At 34.8% G+C, this 26,247-nt stretch carries 25 protein-coding genes; 24 read left to right on the top strand and 1 reads right to left on the bottom strand.

Annotation, left to right across the window (positions count from 1 at the left end):
* The first annotated feature begins 278 nt into the window (after positions 1 to 278).
* From BLP68_RS21800 to BLP68_RS12095, 12 genes are all read left to right on the top strand, one after another.
* Positions 279 to 428 carry a hypothetical protein gene (locus BLP68_RS21800; RefSeq protein WP_176759004.1) on the top strand — a complete coding sequence of 50 codons (150 nt, stop codon included), beginning with the start codon at positions 279 to 281 and terminating at the stop codon, positions 426 to 428.
* 264 nt (positions 429 to 692) lie between these two features.
* A complete protein-coding gene (locus BLP68_RS21795) occupies positions 693 to 845 on the top strand; it encodes a hypothetical protein (protein ID WP_176759003.1) in 153 nt (50 codons plus the stop codon).
* Positions 846 to 951: 106 nt separating this feature from the next.
* Entirely contained in the window at positions 952 to 1,392 is a 441-nt protein-coding gene (locus BLP68_RS12140) for a hypothetical protein (RefSeq protein ID WP_091543915.1), read from the top strand.
* Between the two features lie 232 nt (positions 1,393 to 1,624).
* Positions 1,625 to 2,809, top strand: a complete 1,185-nt coding sequence (locus BLP68_RS12135) for an FRG domain-containing protein (RefSeq protein ID WP_176759002.1) — start codon at positions 1,625 to 1,627, stop codon at positions 2,807 to 2,809.
* A 338-nt stretch (positions 2,810 to 3,147) separates the two neighbouring features.
* Positions 3,148 to 4,746 (top strand): response regulator transcription factor, encoded by a 1,599-nt coding sequence (locus BLP68_RS12130; protein ID WP_091543909.1) that lies wholly within the window; start codon positions 3,148 to 3,150, stop codon positions 4,744 to 4,746.
* The gene (locus BLP68_RS12125) at positions 4,715 to 6,568 is read left to right on the top strand and encodes a sensor histidine kinase (protein ID WP_091543907.1); all 1,854 of its coding nucleotides are present in this window, start codon (positions 4,715 to 4,717) and stop codon (positions 6,566 to 6,568) included. The genes BLP68_RS12130 and BLP68_RS12125 overlap by 32 nt, the downstream gene beginning before the upstream one ends.
* Before the next feature lie 125 nt (positions 6,569 to 6,693).
* The gene (locus BLP68_RS12120; protein ID WP_091543903.1) at positions 6,694 to 8,067 is read left to right on the top strand and encodes an ABC transporter substrate-binding protein; all 1,374 of its coding nucleotides are present in this window, start codon (positions 6,694 to 6,696) and stop codon (positions 8,065 to 8,067) included.
* A 93-nt stretch (positions 8,068 to 8,160) separates the two neighbouring features.
* A complete protein-coding gene (locus tag BLP68_RS12115; protein ID WP_176759001.1) occupies positions 8,161 to 9,120 on the top strand; it encodes a carbohydrate ABC transporter permease in 960 nt (319 codons plus the stop codon).
* A gap of 1 nt (position 9,121) precedes the next feature.
* Complete coding sequence (locus tag BLP68_RS12110; protein WP_091543900.1) at positions 9,122 to 9,955, top strand: carbohydrate ABC transporter permease; 834 nt, start codon at positions 9,122 to 9,124, stop codon at positions 9,953 to 9,955.
* A 32-nt stretch (positions 9,956 to 9,987) separates the two neighbouring features.
* Positions 9,988 to 11,964: a glycoside hydrolase family 127 protein gene (locus BLP68_RS12105; protein ID WP_176759000.1), complete on the top strand. Its 1,977-nt coding sequence runs from the start codon at positions 9,988 to 9,990 to the stop codon at positions 11,962 to 11,964.
* A 314-nt stretch (positions 11,965 to 12,278) separates the two neighbouring features.
* On the top strand, positions 12,279 to 12,914 hold the full coding sequence (locus BLP68_RS12100; RefSeq protein ID WP_091543897.1) for a TetR/AcrR family transcriptional regulator: 636 nt from the start codon (positions 12,279 to 12,281) through the stop codon (positions 12,912 to 12,914).
* Positions 12,915 to 14,069, top strand: a complete 1,155-nt coding sequence (locus tag BLP68_RS12095) for an alpha/beta hydrolase family protein (RefSeq protein ID WP_091543895.1) — start codon at positions 12,915 to 12,917, stop codon at positions 14,067 to 14,069.
* A 364-nt stretch (positions 14,070 to 14,433) separates the two neighbouring features.
* Here BLP68_RS12095 and BLP68_RS12090 read toward each other — a convergent pair whose 3' ends face one another.
* A complete protein-coding gene (locus tag BLP68_RS12090; RefSeq protein WP_091543893.1) occupies positions 14,434 to 15,654 on the bottom strand; it encodes a peptidoglycan recognition protein family protein in 1,221 nt (406 codons plus the stop codon).
* Positions 15,655 to 15,999: 345 nt separating this feature from the next.
* On the opposite strand from BLP68_RS12090, the gene BLP68_RS12085 reads away from it, so the two are divergent.
* From BLP68_RS12085 to BLP68_RS12030, 12 genes are all read left to right on the top strand, one after another.
* Positions 16,000 to 17,982: a BglG family transcription antiterminator gene (locus tag BLP68_RS12085; protein WP_176758999.1), complete on the top strand. Its 1,983-nt coding sequence runs from the start codon at positions 16,000 to 16,002 to the stop codon at positions 17,980 to 17,982.
* A gap of 13 nt (positions 17,983 to 17,995) precedes the next feature.
* Positions 17,996 to 19,132: an amidohydrolase/deacetylase family metallohydrolase gene (locus tag BLP68_RS12080; protein ID WP_091543889.1), complete on the top strand. Its 1,137-nt coding sequence runs from the start codon at positions 17,996 to 17,998 to the stop codon at positions 19,130 to 19,132.
* Between the two features lie 13 nt (positions 19,133 to 19,145).
* Positions 19,146 to 19,541, top strand: a complete 396-nt coding sequence (locus BLP68_RS12075) for a PRD domain-containing protein (protein ID WP_176758998.1) — start codon at positions 19,146 to 19,148, stop codon at positions 19,539 to 19,541.
* The gene (locus tag BLP68_RS12070; RefSeq protein WP_091543881.1) at positions 19,542 to 19,907 is read left to right on the top strand and encodes an SFCGS family glycine-rich protein; all 366 of its coding nucleotides are present in this window, start codon (positions 19,542 to 19,544) and stop codon (positions 19,905 to 19,907) included.
* A gap of 5 nt (positions 19,908 to 19,912) precedes the next feature.
* Positions 19,913 to 20,200 carry a DUF4312 family protein gene (locus BLP68_RS12065; RefSeq protein ID WP_091543879.1) on the top strand — a complete coding sequence of 96 codons (288 nt, stop codon included), beginning with the start codon at positions 19,913 to 19,915 and terminating at the stop codon, positions 20,198 to 20,200.
* 14 nt (positions 20,201 to 20,214) lie between these two features.
* The gene (locus BLP68_RS12060; protein WP_091543876.1) at positions 20,215 to 20,934 is read left to right on the top strand and encodes a DUF4311 domain-containing protein; all 720 of its coding nucleotides are present in this window, start codon (positions 20,215 to 20,217) and stop codon (positions 20,932 to 20,934) included.
* 14 nt (positions 20,935 to 20,948) lie between these two features.
* The gene (locus BLP68_RS12055) at positions 20,949 to 21,614 is read left to right on the top strand and encodes a DUF4310 family protein (RefSeq protein WP_207647916.1); all 666 of its coding nucleotides are present in this window, start codon (positions 20,949 to 20,951) and stop codon (positions 21,612 to 21,614) included.
* A gap of 76 nt (positions 21,615 to 21,690) precedes the next feature.
* On the top strand, positions 21,691 to 22,800 hold the full coding sequence (locus BLP68_RS12050) for a DgaE family pyridoxal phosphate-dependent ammonia lyase (protein ID WP_091543875.1): 1,110 nt from the start codon (positions 21,691 to 21,693) through the stop codon (positions 22,798 to 22,800).
* A gap of 16 nt (positions 22,801 to 22,816) precedes the next feature.
* Positions 22,817 to 23,566: a 2-dehydro-3-deoxy-phosphogluconate aldolase gene (dagF, locus tag BLP68_RS12045; RefSeq protein ID WP_091543872.1), complete on the top strand. Its 750-nt coding sequence runs from the start codon at positions 22,817 to 22,819 to the stop codon at positions 23,564 to 23,566.
* A gap of 13 nt (positions 23,567 to 23,579) precedes the next feature.
* A complete protein-coding gene (locus BLP68_RS12040; protein WP_091543870.1) occupies positions 23,580 to 24,383 on the top strand; it encodes a Cof-type HAD-IIB family hydrolase in 804 nt (267 codons plus the stop codon).
* A 53-nt stretch (positions 24,384 to 24,436) separates the two neighbouring features.
* On the top strand, positions 24,437 to 24,700 hold the full coding sequence (locus BLP68_RS12035; RefSeq protein ID WP_091543869.1) for an HPr family phosphocarrier protein: 264 nt from the start codon (positions 24,437 to 24,439) through the stop codon (positions 24,698 to 24,700).
* 201 nt (positions 24,701 to 24,901) lie between these two features.
* Positions 24,902 to 26,065, top strand: coding sequence for an ROK family transcriptional regulator (locus BLP68_RS12030; RefSeq protein ID WP_091543866.1), 1,164 nt, complete (start codon positions 24,902 to 24,904; stop codon positions 26,063 to 26,065).
* Positions 26,066 to 26,247: the final 182 nt, after the last annotated feature.

Genomic DNA, 26,247 nt, shown 5'->3' with positions numbered 1-26,247 from the left:
ATCATCTTCTAAAATTTTATTAGAAGATCCAGTAAAATAAGGATTGAAACACAAAATCACCTACCCATCCTCATGGTGTAAAGGTCATTTCATTAGATGATCTAACTTTAATTTAGGCAGACAAATACCATTTGTCGAAAAATAAGATAATTTGACAAATGATTTACAAAGGTGCTATAAATGCCTTAGCGAATTTAAATATTAGGATGGATGGTACATAAAAATATTGGTGGAGGATAAAAATGATTCTTACTATTATGTGGTTTGGATTTTAGTCAATGGTAGGATTTGCAGCAGCATCGGATGCTTTAAGACGAGGAAAATCCAGTTTTCTTGTATTTCTTTTGATAACATTAAGTGGTCCAGTAGGTTTAATAAATAGGATTCTATTTCGACCAGAAACTTTAGAGAAAACTGGTTGGGATTAGATGTTTTTGGCAAGAAATCACCAAAGCTGCTAATATAAAGGAATTGAAAAGGCATATAGCGGAAATGGAATTGGCAATGTAATTCAATCCTATGCTGAGCTGGAAGGCACTTGGTGGTCAGAGGCTATATAGATTGTGGTATCAGATCAATAAATCGTGAAAAATCATAAACACCTCATTTCGGCGTATTCAAAGGGAGATAGATATTTCATACCGAAGGGGATAAAGCATTCTAGCAAAATTCATTACAGCTAAGGAGGAAATATGGATTATATTCAATATATTTTGAGGGTAATAATGGTTATAGTAATGGTTATTGCTGTTACAAAAATCTATATGATAATAGCAGCTTATATTGGCGGAAAGTTGGGAATTGGAAAATTCTTTATATTCTTATGGGAAAGAATGAGGAGATAACAACACAAATAATATTGATAAACATATTCATAAATTATAATGGAGGAGTTAATTATTACCTAACGTTAAATTATAGGATGCAATAGCTAAAATGGAGGTGAAAATCTTGAGTAGCTACTATATAAAAAAACACTTTAAAACATCGGAAGACTATCCGAGGGAAGAAGGCATTCATTTTAGTGAAAGAGCCTTTTCCAGAGCAGAAAAACTAGCAAAAAGCCATGGGTTTTTGCTATATGAGGCAGGAGAAAGTGATACAAAAGGATTAAAGGGTGCTAAGGCCATCTATGGTTATGGAAAACCGGTGGGAGAACCATATTTAGTTTCAGAGCCTAGAAAAGCAAATGGAAAACTCTATCCTTATGCAGTTGAAGTAATAGTGGAGTTTGAATTGCCCAACCGTTTCCATGGAGTGGATTTAGAAGTACTTCGAGAGAAGTACGGGATAGAAATGAGGCCAGTGTTGGGTGGATTAATTGAAATACCAAAGGAAGTATTTGAAGAAATTAAACAACTTTTAAAACAGGACAAGCTTAACTTTATTTAGTACCTTTATCTTATTTCATAATAATCAGGTTAAGTGTGAAACAAAGGAGGAGTATTCCCTTTTAACCTGATTAGGAGTATGCTTATGGTAGACATAGAATCAAACTTAATATATTGAGGGGGCGAATGTTATTTTCTTTTTATTTTTTAACGAAATGTATACCAATCCCTTTGTAGAAAAAGCCTTTTATCTGGTATGTGGAGATAAACTGATCTCTGATGGGTATTGTGATATGAATCTTTATATATCAAGTAAAATCAGTAAAGATTATATGCTGCAAATGTTAAAAAATATCAATTCTCCATTTATAGAGCTGTATAGAAATAAATATCCCCAAAAAAAGAATGTATCTGAGAGTTTAAATATTTTTTTAAAGTCAGAAGCAATGCAGACCTACGGTAAATCTGATGATATGAAGCTAATAGAAGGACAAGCCTTAATCTATTGGATATATAAGTCTCTCAACAATGCAGAAGCTCGTATAGAAGCTACTAAGGAATTGATGCAGCTGTTGATTGAGAAATATCAACTGAATGATGAGATAAGATTTTCTAAAGGTATTGCTTACTTAAATTCACAAGTGGAACTAAACTTTATATCCTCCATTGAGAAATTTTTTCAATGTATTGAAGAAATGGCATCCTTAGGGAAAAAAATATTTTACCGGGGGCATTCTGAAGCAAACTATGTATTAGTTCCATCCCTGATGCGTAAAAAAAGCTGGCTTTTTAACGAACGAAAAATGTATAATGAGCTGCTTATCAACTCTCCAAGTAATTTCCAAAATATGAAGTCCCATCTGGAATATCTTGTGGAAATGCAGCATTATGGATTGCCAACAAGACTACTGGATATTACAACCAATCCCTTGGTGGCATTATATTTTGCCTGCTGTAATCATTTTGATTCATATGGCGAAATTGTTGTTTTTTCTGTTGGCGACTGGGCAATAAAATATCCCCAAAGTGATACCGTATCGATATTGGCAAGTCTACCTATGTTTGAATATGAAAAACAACAGGAGATGTATAAATATGCTGTTGATGAAGGCTTGACACAGGAAGAGTTTAATATAAAAATAGAACGTTTATTGCACGAGGTTAAAACTGAAAAACCAGCATTTAAGGATCAAGTAATAAAAGAGGATCTATTGCATAGTCGAATTGTGTTGCCAATCAAAAACAATAATAGGATACTGAAACAAGACGGAGCCTTTATATTATGTGGACTGTCCAATAATAATAGGCATCTAGATGTTAATGAATTACGTTACAAAGAACCTAATGGTAAGCGACAAATTTTTATTGTAGAGAATAAACAAAGGCTTCTTAATGTATTAAATGCTTTTTCGATTAATAAAGCAACTCTTTTTCCTGAAATTGATGATGTGGCTGATTATATTAAAAGCAAATATTGATTATTTTAAGTATTATATCTGGTCATTTCATTGATATTTATTATAATTAATTATATATGACATATGTTATTTAATCCCTATTCATACAGTCCAATTTGACGTAATGTTTTAAAAGTATACTTATATTCCGTAAACCGCTTACTAATAGGCGGTTTTAATTATTGTCCTTGAGTTCCATTGTAAGCTTTGGTATTCTTGAGATAGTTATACCTTAATAAATATGCAAGTTAATAACCCCATTTTAAATTTAAAAAATAAGCAAAACCTGATGAAGGGAAGTGTTTAGTCAAAGAAAAATAGAAAAGGCTTTCTTGCTAATGGGAAGTGGAGGGAAGTAAATGTATAGAGTATTGATTGTTGATGATGAACCGATACATGTAAGAGGCTTGACAAATATGATCAGAAGCCTTAGACCAGATTATTACATTTCTGATGCATCTAATGGTGAAGAAGCATTTGAACATATTAAATGCAACCATGTGGATATACTGTTTACCGATGTTAAAATGCCAATCATTGATGGACTTCAGTTGATTGAAAGTACTAAGGCATATAATAAAGAAATTAAAATAGTTATATTGAGTGCCTATGGGTATTTTGAATATGCCCAGAAGGCTATTAGGTGCGGTGCTTTTGATTATATTCTAAAACCCGTAAATGGAGAGAAAGTGGATGAGATTTTAAAGAAAGTAGATGGAAAAATTAAAGAAGAACATAAAGGCAGAAATGAGAGTACAAAATTAAGGATACAATTGAACAATGCCCTGCCCGAGTATTATGAGCATAATCTAAACAAGCTTATATTTGGGGTTATAAGTATCCATGAATTTGAAGAAATGTGTAAACAGTTTCCCTTAAGTGATAGGGGAGTAGTAATTGTCCTTCAGTTTAATAGCCATAATGAGTTTAATGAAGACCCAGGTAATATAGAGGTGAAGGGAAAAATTAAAAAAATGATTGGTGAGTCACTTAATTCTCTCGGGAAAACGATTGTTTTTTTTCTGCAGGATGAGACCTATAGGGTGGTATCAATCTTGGAAATAAACGACAAAATCGATTACTTAAAGAAAGAATGCACAGAAATTTTTAATGATCTATTAAGATCAATTAGGGAAAATTTCCAGATGGATGTGACAATTGGAGTTGGTACTGTTTACAAAAATCCATTTAATGAAGCTAAAGTCTCCTTCAAGCATGGAAAAACAGCCTTGGAGTATGGATTTTATATAGGATATGATAAAGCCATATATTATGATGAGCTTAATATTATTAGACATGAACAATTGATTCCAGATAATGAGACAGATTTAACCAATAGTGTTCTAAATATGGACAAGGCTTTAGCTATAGATATAATGGAGGATATTTTTGATATCCTCTTAAAGGACGGTTATCCAAAGCCCCAACAACTAATTAATGGTATTGCAGGACTTTTAAAGAATCAAATAAAAACAATAATGATACGATTTAAAAGTCATATATCTAAAAAGCTGGAAGCTGATATAAATATCAACCTCTTCCAATGTAATAGTCTGAAAGAATTAAAAGGCCTCACATATAGAATAATAGAGGATTTAATTGATGAACTTGCCGAAACCAAAAGCTGTAAAAACCCAATAATTATCGAAGAAATCAAAAAATACATTCACCAGCATTATATGGAGGACCTTTCCCTTGACTCAGTGGCCAAACTGTTCTATTTTAATCCCGCCTATTTAAGTAATTTGTTTAAAACCAGTACTCAAGTAAATTTCAGTCAGTATGTCAATGAAATAAGAATATGCAAAGCCAGGGAAATGTTGAAGGATGCCAATAATAAGGTATATGAAATTTCTCGAATGGTAGGTTATCGTGATGCCAAGTATTTCATTAAAATATTCAAGAAGGAGTGTGGCATGACACCAAATGAATACAGATATTTTTCAAAAAGAGAATAACCATCCAGTATTAAAAAAATTATCATCAATAAATAATTACCTGCCGAATTTAAGGTTTAGAACAAAGCTTCTTGTATCCTATATAATTATAATTGCTATACCCTTAGGTATTATGTGGTATAAAAATTATAGTATAAGTATGGAAGTCTCTACTAATCTCGCAAGGCAGAATATTTATGAAATAGTGAAACAAAGCAATGAAATAATAGATGCTCAATTATCTAAAATTGAAGAGAATAGCCTGATGATGATTTCTGAAGAAGCTATTTTCAACATTTTTAATGAGATAGATCCAAGAGATAGATACAATCTAATAGAATCCGATAAGAAAATCATTACTTATATAAACAAATACTTGCTTGAAGGAAAGAATAATTATTCCACAAGTGTTGTTACAAGCTTTTACTTATTTGGGAATAACACAATACATATACCATATGAAAAATTTTTAGATACTGAGATCTATGAAAGGGCTGTCCAGTCAAACGGTGCACTTCGATGGATTCCTACCTATGATTATGTGAAAATGTACGATTTAAATTACTATAGCCAGGTAAAGCTTGACTACAAATATCTTTTTTCAGCTGTAAGACTCCTTAATTTCTCGCATCTGAAAGGTGGACAAATGAAAAGTCTCGATAAATCTGTTGAACGGCCTGTACTTATTGTTAATTTTAAAGAAGATATTTTTAGGGAGGTTTTTGAAAACAGCTTAACTATAAATGGATCATATTACTTTATTATGGATCAGGATGGCAATATCATTTCCCATAGTGATGAAAAGTTGGTGGGTGAAAAAGAAAAGCCCATATGGATGGAGGAATTGCTTGTCAAGGGAAGTGGCTCTGATTTTGTAAATATTAATGATAAAAGAATGATTGTATGCTATGATACATCAAAAGTAACCAATTGGATAGCAGCAGTAGTTATATCTCCCGAAGCACTAATGACCTATTACGTGCCGGCAATGAAATCATATACAATTAATTTGGCCATGATGCTTTTAATAGCTTCAGTCCTATTCGCATATTTAATATCTTGGTCAATAACAAAGCCTCTGAATAAACTGTTTGAAGCTATTAAGAAGACAGGAGAAGGGGACTTCGATACAAAAATTCAGATAAAAAGCGGCAGAGAATTTGGAGCGTTAATAAGCCGGTTTAACAATATGAATGATAAGATTAAGCTTTTGATAGAAGAAAACTATAAAGCAAAAATAAGGCAAAAAGAGACTGAAATAATGGCATTAAATATACAAATGAATCCGCATTTTTTATATAACACACTAAATATTATAAACTGGAGAGCTATAGAAAATAAGCAGAGTGAAATAAGCAATATGATTATAAGCCTATCATCAATGCTCCAGTATACTTCACAGAACCAAAGCGAAATGGAGAAGTTTATTGACGATTTTCAATGGTTAAAAAATTACCTGTTTATTATGAATTATAGGTTTGAAGGTAAATTTATTGTTGATTACAATATGGAGCCTGAGATTTTTAAATATAATGTGCCAAAGCTATTTCTTCAACCCTTTGTAGAAAATGCCATTATACATGGATTCCAAAATATTAAAAGTGGCGGTATTATTAAGATTTCCGGATGGATATCTGATGATAAAAGATATTTTGTTGTTGAAGATAACGGTATTGGAATGAGCATAGAGGAAATTAATACTGCTGTAAGAAGAGATACCAATAAAATTGGAATAAACAACACAAATAGACGTATCAAATTAATTTATGGTGATCTATATGGTATTGAAATAGAGTCACAACCCCTTAAGGGAACAAAAATTAAAGTTGTTCTGCCAAAATAAGACTGATAATTCTAAATATATAAAAAATATACACCAAAACAAAAATAGTCGAATTTACCGTAAAAGTCTTATCACTTATACTTTAACTAAGCAGCTTAAAATATTTGAAATGGGGGGAACAAAACATGAAAAAGTCACAAAAATTACTGACTCTGTGTTTAATGTTGGCAATTATTTTTAGTGGTTTATTTGTAGGATGTACTGATAAGAGTACTTCGGATTCTTCAATTGATGGTAAGGAAATAGTAAATTTAAAGTTTTCATTTTGGGGAAGTCCCTTTGAGAAGCAAGCCATGGAAAAAGCACTTAAGGATTTTGAGGCTGAGTATGACTGGATTAAAGTTGAGCCGCTATACATTCCATCGGATTATACTGCAAAATTAACAGCCATGATAGCTGGAAATACTGCTCCGGATGCTGGTTATATTTCTGACTCAGTCATCCTAAGATGGGCAGAGGATGATTTGTTTTTGAATATCTTTGACTTTCTAGAAAATGATTCGGTATTAAGGAAAGAGGATATTCTTGATACTGCATTTTATAATTGGGCTCCTGATAAATGTGCAGGGCTGGCCACTGCCCAGGAGGGCTTTGCTCTTATGTACAACGTAGAGATGTTCCAGAAGGCAGGTCTTCCACCAGCACCGACAACGGTTGAAGATGCCTGGAGCTGGGATGAATTTGTGGAGGTATGTAAAAAGCTAACTATCGATGAAAATGGTAAAAATGCAACAGAGGTAGGCTTTGATCACAGGAAAATAAAGCAGTATGGGCTTCAATTTGATAATTATGCTGGTGTTTATTTGACAGTTGTGGCTTCAAATAATGGAGGCTGGCTTACAGAGGATGGTAAAGACTTTGGTCTTAACAAACCAGAAGCATTAGAAGCCCTACAGAAGCTGGCGGATTTAATCAATGTCCATCATGTTTCACCATCGCCAGTTCAGATGAAGAGTCTTCCAGATACCTCAATAGCCCTTCAAACAAATAAAATAGCCATGACTATTGGTGGAAACTGGTCGCTGTTGGATTTTGCACAACAGGACTTCCAGCTTGGTATAGGTATTATGCCTAAGCTTGATTCCTGCAAAACAATGGTTTTAAGTGGAGGTACAGCCATATTTAAAACAACAAAGCATCCTGAAGAAGCTTGGCTTCTCTATAGATATCTTGCAAATCCGGAGGTGTCCCTGGACCTGCATGCAGGTGGATTATGGATGCCTATACTAAGAGACTGGTATACAGATCCCCAGTTAATAGGCAAGTGGGCCACAGGCAATGACGCACATCCAGAGGGATATACAGATGCAATGATGAATCAGGTACTTAATAATGGAGTAGCTATGCCAGCATTTAATGTAAGGAATTATGGACAAATGCGTGCTATAGTAGACCCCGCACTTGATTTGGTATGGTTAGGTGAAGAAACAGCAGAAGAGGCAATGAAAAGGATAGAGCCTCAAATTATACCATTAATAGAGGGATATTACACAAACTAAAGCTGTATAAGCAGTCAATGCCTTAGAATTTAAAACTTGAATCTATAGGATATTGACTGCTTATCTTCTAAATTATCTATGGGGGATACTTATATGATACTTAAACACACAAAAAAAGGGGCTACTGTTGAAAAGCTTAAACATAAAATAAAGACAGGGTCTTCTATTCATAAAAGAGAAACATATTTTGGGGTACTCTTTGCATTACCAGTAATATTAGGTCTGATCATCTTTACAATAGGACCAATGATAGCAAGTCTAGTATTAAGCTTTACAAATTATAGGGGTACCAATGCTATTGAATTTATTGGATTTCATAATTACATAAGACTTTTTAACGGAGAAGATGTATTTTTCTATAAATCACTTAAGGTTACTTTTTACTATGTTATATTAAGTGTACCTTTGTCATTGCTTTCTGCCTTCTTGGTTGCATTACTCCTTAATCAAGATGTAATAAAGGGGAAGGCGTTGTTCAGAACAATCTACTATCTTCCAAGTATAATCCCAGCAGTTGCCACTTCAATGATTTGGATGTGGCTTTTTAACCCAGATCTGGGGTTAATAAATGCAGCTCTTAGTTTTCTGCGGCTGCCAACCAGTAATTGGATATATGCAGAGAAAACCGTCATTCCATCATTGGTAATAATGAGCTTATGGTCAGTAGGCAGTACAATGGTTATTTTTTTGGCAGGATTACAGTCGGTACCAAGGTCGCTATATGAGGCTGTTGTAGTAGATGGAGGAAATGTGCTTCACAAGTTCTGGTATGTTACAGTTCCAATGATGACTCCTATAATATTCTTTAATTTAATAATGGGTTGTATTGGTGCCTTTCAAGCCTTTACTGCAGCCTTTATAATAACAGAGGGAGGGCCCAATAATGCTAGTCTTTTCTACAATTATTATCTTTATAGAGAAGCCTTTCAATTTGGTCAGATGGGGCATGCCTCTGCAATAGCGTGGATTTTATTCGTTATTCTTGTTTCAATCACAGCAGTCTTTTTCAAATGGCAAAAATCATGGGTATATTACGAAAGCGGGGGACAATAGAATGAAAAGACGCATACTTATAAAAAAAATAATCCTATATACCATATTAATAATTGGTGCAGGATTTTGTCTAATGCCACTGGTTTGGTTAGTTAGGAGCTCATTCATGACAACCGGACAGATTTTTGTTACACCACCTGTCTGGATACCGAAGCCCTTCAAGCCAGAAAATTATAAATTAGCCATGACAGCCTTACCCTTCGGCAGGTATTTCTTAAATACCATAATTATAACAGCGGGTAACTTAGCCGGAGTTCTTATAAGCAGTTCAATCTGTGCCTATAGCTTTGCCAGGCTAAGATGGAGGGGAAGGAATATCGTTTTTGCAGTTTTGATGGCAAGTATGATGCTTCCAAGCGCTGTTACATTAATTCCAACCTTTATTGGTTGGAGAATGTTAGGCTTAATTGACACCTTCTTTCCTCTTATATTGCCGGCATGGTTTGGAGGAGGTGCATTCAACATATTTTTACTTCGTCAATTTTATATGGGAATACCAAAAGAGTTAGACGAAGCAGCACTGATGGATGGAGCAACTCATTTTCAAATATTCACCAGAATAATACTGCCATTATCAAAGCCTGCATTAATTGTAGTGGGGCTGTTTACATTCCTAAATACCTGGAACGATTTTTTTAACCCATTAATCTATTTGAATTCAAATAAGAACTTTACAGTAGCATTGGGGTTACAATCCTTCCAATCGATGTATGGCACCCAGTGGAATTTATTAATGGCTGCATCCACTGTCGTTGTAATACCAGTTATTATAGTATTTTTAATAGGTCAAAAATACTTCATTGAGGGTATTACTCTAACAGGAATAAAAGGTTGATAAATTTTAAAATAGTTAGGAGGATTCCCAATATGGGCGAGGTAAAGAAAATAAAGGATATATCCTTAAGGGATATTGAGATTAAGGATGGATTCTGGACAAATTATATAAACCTGGTTAAAAATGTAGTTATACCCTATCAATGGCAAGCCTTAAATGATGAAATAGAGGGGGCAGAACCCAGCCATTGTATTAAAAACTTTAAAATTGCAGCAGGAGAAGAAAAAGGAGAGTTCAATGGTCATTCCTTTCAAGACACAGATTTGTACAAGTGGATTGAAGCTGCTTCTTACATTTTGGCTGCTTATCCTGACCCAGAGTTGGAAAAAACTATTGATGAAGCAATTGATTTAATAGGGAAAGCCCAGCAGCCTGACGGTTATTTAGATACATATTATATAATTATGGAGCCTGAGAATCGTTGGACTAACGAACTGGCCAAACACGAGCTTTACTGCGCAGGACACATGATTGAAGCCGCTGTAGCCTATTATGAAGCAACTGGTAAAGAAAAACTGCTGAATATAGCCTGTCGGTTTGCTGATCATATAGATGAAGTATTTGGGAAGGAAGAAAATAAATTACCTGGATACTCAGGACATCAGGAAATAGAGCTTGCACTAATGAGACTATATAGAGCAAAGGGAAATGAGAAATATTTAAACCTCAGTAAGTACTTCATTGATGAACGTGGTCAAGAACCTAATTATTTTAACCTTGAGGCGGAAAAGAGAGCAGAAAGGATAGGAAAGGAGGCTGTTTTAAAGGAGCATTATTATATGCTGGTGCAGGATGGATACAAATATATGCAGGCCCATGTGCCTGTGCGACAGCAGAATAAGGCAGTGGGACATGCAGTAAGGGCTATGTACATGTATACTGCCATGGCTGATTTAGCAGGAGAAATAAAGGATGAGGCTCTCTTTAATGCATGTAAGATATTATGGGAAAATGTAACTGAAAGTCAATTGTATATAACAGGTGGGATTGGCTCATCCGATTATGGAGAGAAATTCACCTTTGATTATGACCTGCCTAACGACACCGCATATGCTGAAACCTGCGCATCTGTAGGATTGGTGTTTTGGAGTCAGAAAATGTTTGGAATAGATCAGGACAGTAAATACGCTGATATAATGGAAAAAGCATTATACAACGGTACCATAAGCGGAATGTCACTTGATGGTAAGAGCTTTTTCTATGTGAATCCTCTGGAGGTATGGCCAGAGGCATGTGAAAATCGACAGGATTTAATGCATGTAGAGCCTGTACGGCAGAAGTGGTTTGGCTGTGCCTGCTGCCCTCCAAACATTGCACGACTTATTGCATCAATAGGGAAATATATTTACTCACAGCAGGAGGATAAGATATATGTTCATCATTATATAGGAAGTGACGCTAAATTCAATGTTGGTAATGCAAACATTAAACTTACACAGGAATCCAACTATCCTTGGCAGGGAAATATTAAATTTCTTGTAACTGTTGAAAACCCAGTTAAGTTTACCATGGCATTAAGAATTCCTGAATGGTGCTCCAATGCAGCAGTTAAGGTAAATGGTAATATTTTGACTATGGATATTATTACAAAAAAGGGCTACGCTGAGGTAGAAGCTATATGGTGTAATGGAGACGTAATTGAGATAACCCTGCCTATGACAGTTGAAAAGCTTCAAGCCAACCCCAACCTTCGTAAAAACACAGGTAAAGTTGCCCTTCAAAGGGGTCCTATTGTATACTGCCTTGAAGAGGTGGATAATGGTGCTGATTTAGCTGATATTTCACTGCCAAGAGATTGTAGCCTACAGGCGGAATACGATAGCAATCTTTTAGATGGTGTAACTATGATTACGGGAGAGGCACTAAGAAGCCATATGTCCGATTGGAAAGGGAAATTATATAAAAGAGCAGAATACAATACAGTACCAATTAAAATAAAGGCAATTCCATATTACGCCTGGGCCAATAGAACCCCAGGAGAAATGATTGTTTGGATACGCGAATGTTAATATAAATAAAAATAACCCACTAAAAGACTCAAAATGAGTCTTTTGTGGGTTATTTTTATTTATAGTTTTATGGATTTACAGTTGTAGGGCTTTACCTAAACCTGTTACTAATTGAGTTAACATTGTCCAGGTTTGACAATCTACACCTCTGAATCTTCTTAAATTGAGGAAAGGACTAACAAACTGTTGAAAATTTTAGAAGTAGATTCTATAAGAATATGATCAACGAAGAAATAATAAATTGACAGAACAATGTTCTGTGTGCTATATTAAATGTGACAGAACGATGTTCTGTATAGAAAGGGGAGAGCATTATGGTACGTGTTAGTAAAGATCCAGCAATTCGTAAACAAGAGCTAATTGATATAGCACAAAAGCTGTTTATTGCAAAAGGTTATGAAGCAACATCTGTAAGAGAAATTTTAAATGAGGTTGGTGGTGCACCTGGTATGTTCTATCATCATTTCTCATCTAAAGAGGAAATATATAAAATAGCAATCTCCCAATATATTGATAAATACGTAAGTAGAATCAATGTTACCCTTAGGGATAAATCTATATCAATCTCATTACGAGTAAGTAAGCTTTTTGCATTAATCACTGAGACATTTGGTGAGTATCTGGTTGCATCAAAGGGATATAAAGCTTCAGAAAGTCAGTTTTCAGATGTCATGGTGTCTATGAAGGTATTGAGTTTAATAGCGAATTCAGTAGAGGAGTTATTAATAGAAGCTAGAGAAAAAGGCTTGGTAAATAATTTATTATTAAAACAAAATGAAAGACAGCTTGCTCTGTTTCTGTTATACGGAATCTATGGTGTACTGCATGATGGAAGTGAATCGGGGCTTAGTATTGAATTAATTGAGAAAAATATTACAAAAGCTATTCCCCTAATTTCAAATATAACTGGAATTTCTCTTGAAATATTGACGAATGGAGTGGATAAGTAAATGGCATATAGATTGATAAACAAGATTCCACAATTTAATTTCCAAATAAACAGAGTATTAACCTATGGTGAAATTGGGTGCAATGAAGATGAAGTAATTGAAGCAACCTCAAAAATAGAAAGCTTACAGGAATGGTATGAAGCATGGACATTCATTGCCGAAAGAGCAGAGAAGGAAAATCGATTTTTTCATGCCGCATATTATTACCGTATGGCAGAATTTTTTCTGAAAAAAACTGATCTAAAGAAACTTGATATATATAATCTGTGCATTAAGAATTATTACAAGGCCTTTGATGCATACAGGTTACAATATGAAAGATATGATGTACCATATGGTGACGGGTCTTTGAATTGTTTAAGGATTACTGCAAGTGAAGAAAAAGCAATTGTTCTTGTTTGTGGCGGCTATGATTCATTTATAGAAGAATTCGTAATAAATGTAAACAAATTAACGCAATTTGGGTATACTGTCATTTTATTTGAGGGACCAGGGCAGGGTAGATCCTTAGAACAGAAGCTTCATTTTATACATAATTGGGAGGTGCCGACAAGGGCAGTTTTAGATTATTTTAATATTAATAATTGTGCTATGATCGGAATTTCGTGGGGTGGTTATTTAGCACTTAGAAGTGCAGCCTTTGAAAAGAGAATTAGTGCAACTATTGCATATAATATAATGTATGATGGTTACGATGTTATGACCAATATTTTTCCACCACTCATTAAAAAAATAATTAATTTGCTATATAGGTTTAATCAGAAAAATGCACTGAATATGTTTACTGACAAAATTAGAAGAAAAAGTATTATTGCAGATTGGGCTTTATCACAGGGAATGTATATTACAGGGACAAACAATACCTTTGAATTTTATAAAGAAATCTCAAAACATACCCTTAAAAATATTTGTAATAAAATAGATCAAAAGGTTTTACTAACAGCTGGTGAAAAAGACCATTATATTCCTCTTACACATTTTGAGCAACTTAAGAACCAGTTGTTTAACGCTAAATTATTGACCTGTAGATTGTTTACTGAATCAGAAGGTGGAGAGCAGCATTGTCAAGTTGGAAATCATTTGCTTGCTGTTGATACAATCATAAATTGGCTAGATAATTATTTTGACCAAAATCAATCTGACAAAAATCTATGAAGTAAATAAGCAATACACTCATATATCATGCTAATCTTCTTGAATATGCAAATGATCATTTCCCCATTGCTTTATTAGACAAGTTCAGTAATTTTCCATACTTTTAACCTCGAGCTGCTATTTGGTTATTACGGTACAAACTGGGACGAGGGGATAGGCAGCTACATTCAAGTACACTGTTCCAATAGTATGGTTTCTCTAATTAACATACAATATATTGAAGCAATATTAAGATGACCCGATGAATAATTACATCGGGTTGCTTCAAGTGGATGTTTGGATACGCGAATGCTAGTATAAATAAAAATAACCCACTAAAAGACTCAGAAATGAGTCTTTTAGTGGGTTATTTTTATTTATAGTTTTATGGATTAACAGTTGTAGGGGTTTTACCCATTCCTCTTACCAATTGAGTTAACATTGTCCAGGTTTGACAACCCACTATTCCATCAACAGTTAGATTATAAGCTCTTTGGAAATTCCTAACGGCTGTTTCGGTTCCATTGCCAAATGCACCATCTAATCCACCACCAGTATACCCTAACGTATTTAATGCATCCTGCAGAACAAATACACAAGTATTTTTACTTCCATTTCTAACAAGTATATAACCTGCACTACAAGCAGATGGTCTTAATCTCTTATCAATATGCACCCATGTTGGAGCGGTGCTGGCAGGCTCTACATACTCAAATACCCCTAAAGAGCTGGCTAAGCTTCGCAGCTGTTCTCTTTCTGTATTTGAAAGGTTTTGTCCACAGTCTATGGCTACACCAGCGTAATGCTGATCTTGATAACCATGTCCCCCCTCCCATATTCGATTAAAAGCAATGGGAACATGAATGCCTCTACCCCAACCGCTTCTCAGTGTGTTCCACGCCTGTATAAATCTTTTGTGGGTCCAAATAACCGATGAGTTTGAATTACCCTTAAATTCTCTAACCGTTAGGGTACTATTTAAAACATAGGGCATAGGGCTGTTTAAGGCTAAATTACTTACTTCGAAATTACCGGTATCATCGTTGAAAACATGTACTGAAATTGACTGAGGACTAAGCTTTTGAAGAACTTTACTCCTGATTGAGCTAAGCTTAGAGTAGATACCAGCGCCAGGACAAGCAGTCGATGAAACATCCCTATGTCCCAAAATATTTGCTGTAGAAATGTTGTAGGTATAGCATAACCAGGCTAATAAATCCACTAAGGAATTCTCTTGTGCCAGTGTGAAGCTTCTAATATCATAGTTTCCATGAACACATATCCCAATAGCATTTGAGTTGTATCCAACGGCATGGGCACCTAAAACATTAAGATTTCTACCTTCTAAAATACTTCCAACTACTCCTATACCAAAATTATAGCCAATATCACACCAGCGATTGCTGTTCATGTGTATTTCTTGTATTCTTTTCATAAATCCTTTTTCATTTGTACCAAAATGGATTGCTAATGCATCATTTTGATCGCCCGAGTGGTGGACTATAATATACTGTTTAGAGTTTGATCCACTACATCCAGAAGGTGAAGCTGCATTCCACCCACTCCTAGAAATCATTGCTGGCTTTGGTTGCCAAGAATAACTCATATTGTACTCCTCATTATATATATTTTTTAGTTAAAATGCAAATTGGCCAACTCTTACACCTTATATTTAATAAAATAGCTGCTGCTATGGAAATGTAAACCAATAAATCAAGGAAGAACCCAAGGGGCATAGTAATTGACACTTGGCAGCAAGTGTATAGACCCTCCAAAAGCACATTAATATAGGTAAATTCTAGTATAGGTTGTAAATAGTATAATATTGCAACATTATACTTGAAAGGAATTGACATTTTGTTTTGTGGAGCTAGGTTATATAATAAAGTCAGTAGAGAGAGTCTTTAAAATAATATGATGCTTATTAAATTCTACAGTTAGGATGATAATAATGATTCAACTTACAAAGCGTCAAAAAAGTTTAATTCTAGATTTAATGAAAGAGCCTAATTCAGTATCTGCGAAAGTATTGGCTGGTAGGTTTAATGTAAGTGCTAGAACCATAAGATATGATCTGGATAATATTAGCTACTGGTTGAAGCAAAGAGGAATTATATTAGAAAAGAAGCAAAAGATGGGAATACAAATCACCTTAGATGATGAAGATATGAAAAAAATAAGTAAGGATATCCAGGAGACACAGCCCTATACCAGTGTCTTAACTCAACAGGATCGAAAGCACTTCATATTATTAGAATTGTTGAAGTCAGATGGTATTTCCACTTCTGAAGGGCTAAGTGAGAAACTGGGAGTAAGCAGGGCAACTACTATTAAAGACTTAAAGGAAGTAAAAAAAGAATTGAGTAAATACGGATTAATTTTAAACAGTAAGCAGGGATCAGGCTATAAAGTAGTAGGCAATGAAAATAATGTTAGACAGATTATCGGAAACATTCTATTAACATCAATGGATACTCAAAAGGTTTTGCATATGCTTAGCAGCTTTGAGAAGGAATCCATATTCTCTACTGATTATATCAATGAAGTTTCAAATACCATCAGCATTCATGATATTAAAAAAGCCATCAAAAGCAGTAAAAAAACCTACAACTTTTGGATACCGGATTATTCTTACGTCTCTCTGATTATCCACATTGCCATTGCATTGGATAGATTACTAAAAGGCTTGAATATAGACCTGCCAGTTGAAAAGATAAATATGATAAAAAAGCATAAGGAATATGTGATAGCTATGGAGATAGGAAGAGCCTTAACAGAAGCCTATCATGTAGAAATTCCAGAAGCAGAGTTAGCAAATATAACAATTCATCTTTTATCAGCCGACTTAAAAATGGAATATGTTTTCAATGAGAATCTCATCCATGAAGATGAAAAAATAGAGAGTATTATTGAAGAAATGCTTAATAACATAAAAAAGGATATAGAGGCGACGGATGAAAGCATAAAGAAATTGAAAGCAGATTTAATATCTCATCTAAAGCTTACATTGAAGAAATCCAAACTAAATATCCATACAGAGAACCCCCTCATTGGGCAGATTAAAGCTAACTATAAAGAATTATATGATCTTGCAGAAAAAATGGCTAATATCTTCACACAGCGAACAGATGTAGAGTTATCTGACAATGAAGTAGGCTATGTTACTCTCCACTTAGCTGCCCATGCAGAGATGATTAAAGGCAAAGCTAAAAAAAAGGCACTAATAGTATGTACTACAGGGAAAGGAACTGCAAAGATACTGGCTATGCGAATTAAAAATAACATACCAGATTTAGAAATAAAAGAGGTTATTTCAATATTTGAGTTGGAGGACAATAGTCATTTAATAGAAGAAATAGATTTAATCATTAGTACTGTCGATGTGGATGTATCCAACAAGCCGGTTTTTAAAGTAAGCCCAATAATCACAAATATGGAGATGAATAAAATAAGAAATTCTCTTTATCAAGATACAAAGGATATTATGGGCATTAACAATAAGATTAGTTTATCAAACATTGATGCAGAATATATCAATGGTACAGCCCATGAAAAAAGTAATTTCTCCAAGCATCTGGCATCAAATAAAGAGACTTTACATGAAAATCAAAGTCAAGTTGCATACCAGATGGCTGAGGATACTGCAATTATTCTTACGGAAGTCGCAAGTATGATTAAAGAATTAAATTTGGATGATGAAATAGAAAATATTGGCTTAAACATTTGGGGGATAATCATTCATATTATTATGGCCATCCCTAGATGGAAATATGGGCAATACAATGTAGAAGTAGATATAGAAGCATATAAGGAAAACCATACAGAGGTTTATCATACTATTAGAAAATATTTAGATAAGATAGCAAAGGATTATAATCTAATAATACCAGATGGTGAGGTTATTGCTATAATGAGGTACTTAATTAAGATGTAAAGGTGGAGATTTTATGGGCAAACAGGTTATTTTGAAGGGGGGACAACTCCTTGATATATACAATAACTATAGGTTTCATAAAAAAGAAATATTAATAGAAAATGGACTTATAAGTGAAATAGCTGATGAAATAAAGAGTAGAAAGGATAGTGAAGTAGTTCATCTGGATAATCAGATTATAGCTCCCGGATTCATTGATATTCATACTCATGTATACGGTGACAGAACATCTTTAGGAGTAGAGGCAGATACAGTAGGAGTATATAGTGGTTGTACAACCATATTTGATGCTGGAAGTGCAGGAGCAAAAAATTTCAACGATTTTAAAGAGCAGGTTATTAAGAATAGCAGAACCAGAGTGATATCCTTGATAAATATTGCTTATACAGGACTTGAGGAAGAAAGATTTGAATTAGCCGATTTTAAAAACATTAATTTAGCAGCCCTTAGGGATATAGTCAAATCCAATAAAAATCATATAAAGGGAATTAAGGCCCGAGCCAGCGCCTCTACTGTTGGAAAGCTAGGAATAAGGCCTATAGAAATAGCGAAAGAAATTTCAAGTGAGCTGGGGTTACCACTTGTTGTACACATTGGCAACCTTCCTCCAGCAATTGAAGATGTTTTAAATCTATTAAATAAAGGGGATGTAATAACCCATTGCTTTCATGGAAAAGAAAATGGTTTACTGAATGATAATAGACATTTAAGAAGAGAAACAAGTAAGGCAATTGATAGAGGTGTTCTATTTGACATTGGCCATGGTACATCCAGCTTCAACTTTAACGTTGCTGCTGATGCAATAAAACAAAATTTTTATCCTGATATCATCAGTACTGATATATATAGACAAAACTATAAAGGACCAGTATACAGTTTAGCTTTGACAATCAATAAAATGATGGCATTGGGGTTAAACATTGAAGCTTGTATAAGTAAGGTTACCACCGTGCCTGCATTAAATTTTAAATTAGATAGAATAGGAATGATCAAAAGGGGATACATGGCAGATTTTACTGTATTTAACTTAATCGATAAAGCAGTGACTCTGGAAGATTCAGATGGTAATTTGCTAAATAATAATAAATATTTACAGGTAGCCTGCACTATTAAAGGCGGAGAACTAATAAATGTTGAGGATAACAAGTAAGGGGGCTTTTTACATGGAGGTTTTAGAAATACTTAAGAATAGATTAGAGATTGAGGCTGAAGAGCTGGAAGAAATTATATCTGAAATAACAAGGATAGAAAAAAACCTTGGACAGGAGAATATTTTACTTGATGAACAGGCAAAGGTAGGATTATACTCCCATATGATCAGCTTTATCAGGAGACTTAAAAACAATGAACAGGTGATGGGAATAGGTGAAGAGATAGCTTCGCAAATAGACAAAAAACCCATACGGCTGGCTGAGGAAATAGCCCATCCTTTATTTGAAAGATACAAGGTTTTGATAGATTTATCAGAGATTCTATTAATAGCGATACATATTCAAGCTGCAATATCAGATGATGAGGAGAACAATGCAGAATATCAAACCATGAAGGGAGGGATGTAGGTGGATAATATAGTTGTAGTAATAGGAGATCGCCTTGGTAAAGGACAGAAGGTTGCAAAGGGAGTAGAGAAAGCAGGTGGTAAGGCTATATTGATTCCAGGTATGGCGGCAGATATGAAGCTGGGTGATGTGATGCATGATGCAAAGGCAGATATTGGCATAAGCTTTTGCGGAAGTGGGGGTGCAGGTGCCCTTATGGCCGCCAATAAGTATGGATATAAGGTAAAGCATCATCTTAGATCTATAGATGCAGGAATAACAGCATTAAAAGAAGGGGCTCAAGTTTTAGGATTTGGATTTTTAGATAGTGAGGATTTAGGAAGAAGAATTGTGGAAGAATATAAGAAATTAAACCAGAAAGGATAGTCATAATGGAAAACAAACAGTTAATGAAGACTATTCATAAGGAATTTATATTTGAAGCCACTGGAAAGTCAAAGGAAGAATTTTTTGGTAATGTATTCTCTATGTTAAGAAAAAAAGTATATACAGATATCGAAGGTGTTATACTGCACATGGAGCCAGTTGAGGTATATGTATTAAATGAAAAAGAAGAAACGTATACAGAAAGGTTTCTATGGTTGTTTATGCCGAGAACAAAAGGAAAGTATACAGGAAAGGTAAGGTTAGTTGTTATTATTAAATATATTGAAATGTAAAGGGGGAAGCAAAATTGCTAGCAATAATAATTAAATCCATTATTATTGGTGTGTTAGGAGGAGCTGCTGTAGCAGCTGGAGCAGCTAGAATGTTCCATGCACCTAAGGTACAATCTATGGGAGCCTTTAGAACATTAGGAGAATTAAATGCCTGTAAGGGAGATCCAGTAACACATATTTCGTTTGGGTTAGGATTTCTATTCAACGCCGCAGCCTCTGTTGTTGCAGCAGGTGCATTAACTCAAGATGTTTTCCATAGGGTAATTCCAAACTGGGCTGCAGGAGCACTCCTGTTTAGAAACAAAAACGTAGAAGAAACCCTACATGATCCGGCAAAAATGATTTTTGCAGGTGCAATAGTAGGTGCAGTGGTAGTAACCTTTTTAAATACAGTTGCATCTGTTATTCCAGAATCCATGTCCTTTATTGCTCAACAAATACTAGGCCCTGCAGCAAATCTTATGATTAACCCTGTAATGCCTATTATCTTCTGGTTGGCAGCCTTAGATGCAGGAAAAACAACTGGTATATGGGGAACAATATTAGGTGGATTAGCCCATATGATTATGGGAAATGCCGTTCCAGGAATTGTATTAGGTATATTAATTGGACAGTCAATTGAAGAGTATGGATATACACGATCTACACAGGTTATGATTACAATTGTAACAATTCTATTTATAACTATAGCCTACTTCAGAGGATTCTTTGAAAAAGTTCTAGAGCTATTCTAAAGGAGGGAAAAAAGGTGGATACAGTTAAAGTACAAGGTAATAGCTGGGAGGATAAATTGAGATATATACTTTTGCAGGCCTACAGCTTTCCTATTTTAGTTGGATTGGCATGTGCTGCGATATTTGCAGGGACTCATATGTATGTAACCCATAATGTAGGGGCCTTCAACGAAATATTTGTGGTAAGAATGTTGGATGAAGGTTTAAGCGGAGGAGATTATGCCGCGGCGGCAGGGTTTGCAGCAGGCTTCTTGATAGCAAGGGTGCTGGAGGGGCCACTTGTGGGGGTTTTAGATATTGGTGGAGCCTTGATGACTGGTGTAGGAATAGGAATTCCTGCAATGATGTTGGCCTCTGGCATCACCTTACCTATAGATAATTTTATTGTTTCCTTAATCACAGGAGCAGGTATTGGGCTAATTATTGGAGCTGTAATAATTATCATAAGAAAATTTATGCCACAGGGAATGTCTTCAGCTGGAACTAATATTATGATGGGGGCTGGTAATGCTACTGGTCAATATCTTGGGCCATTGATTATAATTTCAGCCATCAGCTTTAGTATTCCAGCAGGTGTAGGTGCTTTTGTAGGAGCAGCAATTTTTTACAAGTTTGATAAACCCGTAGCTGGGGGAGCTATTCTTGGAGCAATGGTACTTGCCAGCTTCTTTGCGGTTTAAGCTTAACTTTAATATAGAAGAATAAGAAGAGTAAAAGTATCTTTTTATTCTTCTATTTAATTAGGGAGGAATCTATATGAATATATACGAAGAATTGGGGTTGAAAAAAGTCATTAATGGAAGCGGTAAAATGACAGCTTTGGGAGGCTCTACAGTGGACCCCAGGGTTGGTGATTGTATAAAAGAGGCAGCTATGAATTTTGTCGATATAGAAGCGCTAATTAACAGGGCTGGAGAGATTATAGCAAATTATACAGGGGGTGAGGATGCCTGTATAACCTCCAGTGCATCTGCTGGAATTGCCATATCTGTAGCAGCATGCATCGCAAGAGATAATCTTACTGCAATAGAAAGACTTCCAATCAGTGAAGGATTAACTAATCAGGTTATTATGCAAAAAGGTCATGCTATAAATTATGGTGCTTCCATTCAGCAAATGATTCGGTTGGGTGGGGGAATACCCCATGAAGTAGGGCAGGCAAACAAAGTTGAAATCAATCATATCAAAGAAGCAATTACTGAGAAAACAGCTGCTTTATTTTATGTGAAATCCCACCATACAGTGCAAAAAGGCATGGTATCTATTGAAGGCATGATTAAGATTGCTAAGGCCCACAATTTGCCATTAATCATAGATGGAGCTGCTGAAGAAGATCTGCAAAGGTATATTAAATTGGGAGCCGACTTAGTAATATACAGCGGTGCAAAGGCAATAGAAGGGCCCACATCTGGATTCATCACTGGAAGGAAGGATCTAATTAACTACTGTAAGCTTCAATATAAAGGAATAGGCAGGGCAATGAAGATTGGGAAAGAAAACATAATGGGTCTGTTAAAAGCCATTGATCTATACAGCAATAAAGACAATGAAGAAAAGGCAAAGGAACATAAGCAGAATATGGAATGGCTGGTGGGAGAAATAAATAAAATTAAAGAATTAAAAGCAACCCTAACTCAAGATGAAGCCGGGAGAGATATACATAGAACAGAAATTAGGGTTGACTCTGATACACTAGGGGTAAATGCTGATTACATCATTAGTAAATTGGAAAATGGAAATCCTGCCATTTATACGAGAAACCACTATGCTAATATTGGCATAATTAACATAGATCCCAGACCATTACAAGAGGGAGAAGAAAAGCTAATACTAAAAAAGCTAAAGGAAATTATTAATTCATTATAATGAGGAGGAAAAAGCATTGGAGTCATACAAAATAAATTTTTACAAGGATAAAATAAATATTAATCTTTTGGCAAAGGACTTACAGAATGCCAGGGAAGTGGTAGAGGCAATAGATGGCTATGCAACGGTGGGTATTATATCAAAGCAGTTTAAAAGTATTGATGAGGGTGTAGAGTATGTAAAGAAATTTCAAGAGTATATGCCAGCCCTATCAATAGGTCTTGGAGACGGAGACCCAAACCAATGGCAGATGGCAGCGGAAATAGCCTCATACACAGATCCTGGCCATGTAAATCAAGTCTTTACAGCCGCCGGCTATACATTAGGCCTTTTAAAAGCTAAGGGCTGTAGTAAAACAATTGTAAATGCTCTTATTAGTCCAACTGGACAATTGGGGAAAGTAAACATTTCCACTGGAGCAATAAGTAGTAAAGAAAAGGCCGCTATTGTGGATGTTGATACAGCAATTGCAATGCTAAAGGATGTAGGAGTAGAATCAGTAAAATACTATCACATGGAGGGCGATAAGAGGCTGGCTGAGTTAAAGGCAGTAGCAGAAGCCTGCGTTAAAGTTAATATACCCATGATTGAGCCTACTGGTGGGATAACAGTGGAAAATATTAAACCCATCATAGAGACTTGCTTAAATGCAGGCTGCAGTAAAATTATGCCCCATGTGTATAGCTCTATAATTGATAAAAGCTCAGGATTAACTAGTGTTAATCAAATAAAAAGGCTTTATGATGTAATGAAGGAAATAATTTAGTTAGGGTGGTTTTGTGGAAAACATTAAGCTGGTGGCAATTGATATGGATGGCACTCTGTTAAACGATAATCTCTATATTTCTAATGTAAATAAGCTAAAAATATATGAAGCTATAAGGAAAGGTGTCCAAATAGTACTGGCTACTGGAAGAACCTTTAAAGCAGCTCAGCATTATGCTAAAGAATTAAAGCTGGATATACCAATCATTACCTATAATGGTGCACTTATAAAAGATACTATTACAGAGGAAGTAGTAGTTGAATCAAAATTAGATTTAAATATTGTAAAAAAAATTATTGCTCTAGGAGAGGAGTATAATGTTTATACAAAGGTTTATGTAGATGATGTGCTTTTAGTAGAGGTGGATAATGAAGAAGCTAAAATGTTTTCCATTAATCATAGAATTAATTATAAAGCAGTGGGGAGGCTTAGTGAAAACATTATACAGTACCCCTATATGGTTGTGTTCAAGGATTCCATAGAAAAAATAGAAATAATAAGGAGTTATATTGATAAAGAAGTTAATGGAAGTATATCCCACACCTTTTCTACTCCCCATTCTCTAGAAATTATGAAGCTTGGAGTATCAAAGAAAAACTCATTGGAATTTCTTGCAGAAAGACTAGAAATTAAGTCGGAAGAGATACTGGCCATAGGAAATAGCTTAAATGATTATGATATGTTATGCTGGGCTGGAGTAGGGGTAGCAATGAAAAACTCTGATCAATCATTATTAAAAAAATGGAATAATATTTCAAACTTTGACAATAACCAAAATGGTGTAGGATATATATTAGAGAAATATTTAGGTCTTTAAGGAAAGCTGAATAAGCCTTAAAATTACTAATAAATAATATAGGAGGAAGTATCATGCTAGAAGGTGTAATTACAATAAAGACTAAATTAGGTATCCATGCAAGACCAGCCAGTGTCCTGGTAAAGGAAGCCGCCAAATTTAATTCTGATATCTTTATTATTAAAGATGGTAATAAATTCAATGCAAAGAGTATTATGAACCTTATAGGTATGGCAGCAAAGCATGGAGATGAAATAAGCATTAGAGTATCTGGCACTGACGAAGAAGCTGCCTTTGAGGCTATTACAGCAATAATTAAAGATGGATTAGGAGAATAAAGCTTAAGAGAAGCCAAGGGGACGTTTTGTTTGCCACCAAGTAGGTGGCAAACAAAACGCCCCCTTGGCTTGGCTTTATATAGGGTTGTAAATTGATACGTAAGGTTGTATGATGAATAGGAGAACAGGTGAATCTAATTGAAATTCAAGTAAATTAGAATTATTTTATTTATTAATTTACCAAAGAATAGGAGAACCCGTATGAAAAAGTTGCCAAATAACATGATGGATATTAAGATTGACAACATTAACACAGTTTTTGATCTTATTAGAAGTTATGATGAAATTGCCCGTGTAAAATTGGCAGAGTTGACAGGCCTTACCCGAATGAGTGTTACTAGAATCGTGGGATTGCTTATGGAGCATAATTTGGTTTATGAAAAGGGTGAGATTCTTAGCGGCAGGGGGCGTCCAGCAAAGAAATTATATGTAAACGCTGAGGCGATTTATTCTCTCACAGCGTATTTAGATGTTGACGACATGAGAATTGCCGTTGTTAATCTAAAAAATCAGTTTGTTTTCAAAACCACTGTAGAGGCTAAAAGCTTTACTGCAATGGAAGATTATGTTGATGCTGTTTATCGAGAAGTTTCTAAGCTGCCTTATGCTTTGATACAAAAAATAAATACGATTGCCTTTGTGTGTCCAGGAATTATTAACCCCAATAATGGCGAGGTTGTTGTGTCGTCACAGCTTAAGTGGCGCCATGCAAAACTTGGAGAGTATGCACACTTTAAGTTTGGTAAAAAAACTATCGTGAGAAATGATGTTAAGTCAGCTCTTATAGGTGAAATTGCTGAGATACGAGATAAAGAGAGTTTAAATTTGGCATATATGGACATTGGCTTTGGGGTTGGTGTGGGTGTAATCAGTGATGGAAAGCTTTTAATGGGGGCCAATAATAATGCTGGTGAAATTGGACACATTACCATTGATTATCATGGTAGAAAATGTGAGTGCGGTCGCATTGGCTGCTTGAATACTGTACTTAACATTCAATCGATTTTAGACAGTGCTTTTCATAGAGATCAAACTATTGCGTCAATTGGCGACATCGTTAATCAGTATAGAAATCAAACGCCTTGGGCTTTAGAACTTATAGGGGATGTATGTACTTATTTATCTATTGCGTTGAACAATATCATTTATGCTTATGACCCTTGCAAGATTGTATTAGGCGGAAAATTTTTTGATCAGTTTGAAGATCTGTTGGACATTATGCTTGCATCAGAACACTTTAAGATGCACAATCATTATTGGAGCAACGTTGAGATTGAACGTAGTAAAAAGGGAGATGATTCTTATTTAATTGGCGGTGCAATTGACTCGCAAAAATGGATTTTTAATCAGATGTTTACATCGTAGCAATAAAAAACTCTTTTACAAGGCATGTAATGGAGTTTTTTCATGTTAAAGGCATCACTAAATATTACATGTTTAATAATGTGAAAATTTAGAATAAATTTGACATGAGTTTTAAAGTGTGGTAATATTATTTTGAGCATTTAGTAACATGATGTTATTAAATCGAATTTCTTTTAAATTCT

The organism is Alkaliphilus peptidifermentans DSM 18978 (assembly GCF_900101495.1).
GTDB classification, from domain to species: domain Bacteria; phylum Bacillota; class Clostridia; order Peptostreptococcales; family Natronincolaceae; genus Alkaliphilus_C; species Alkaliphilus_C peptidifermentans.
The sequence above is the reverse complement of the archived record's forward strand: the minus strand, read 5'-3'. Positions and strand labels throughout refer to the sequence as shown.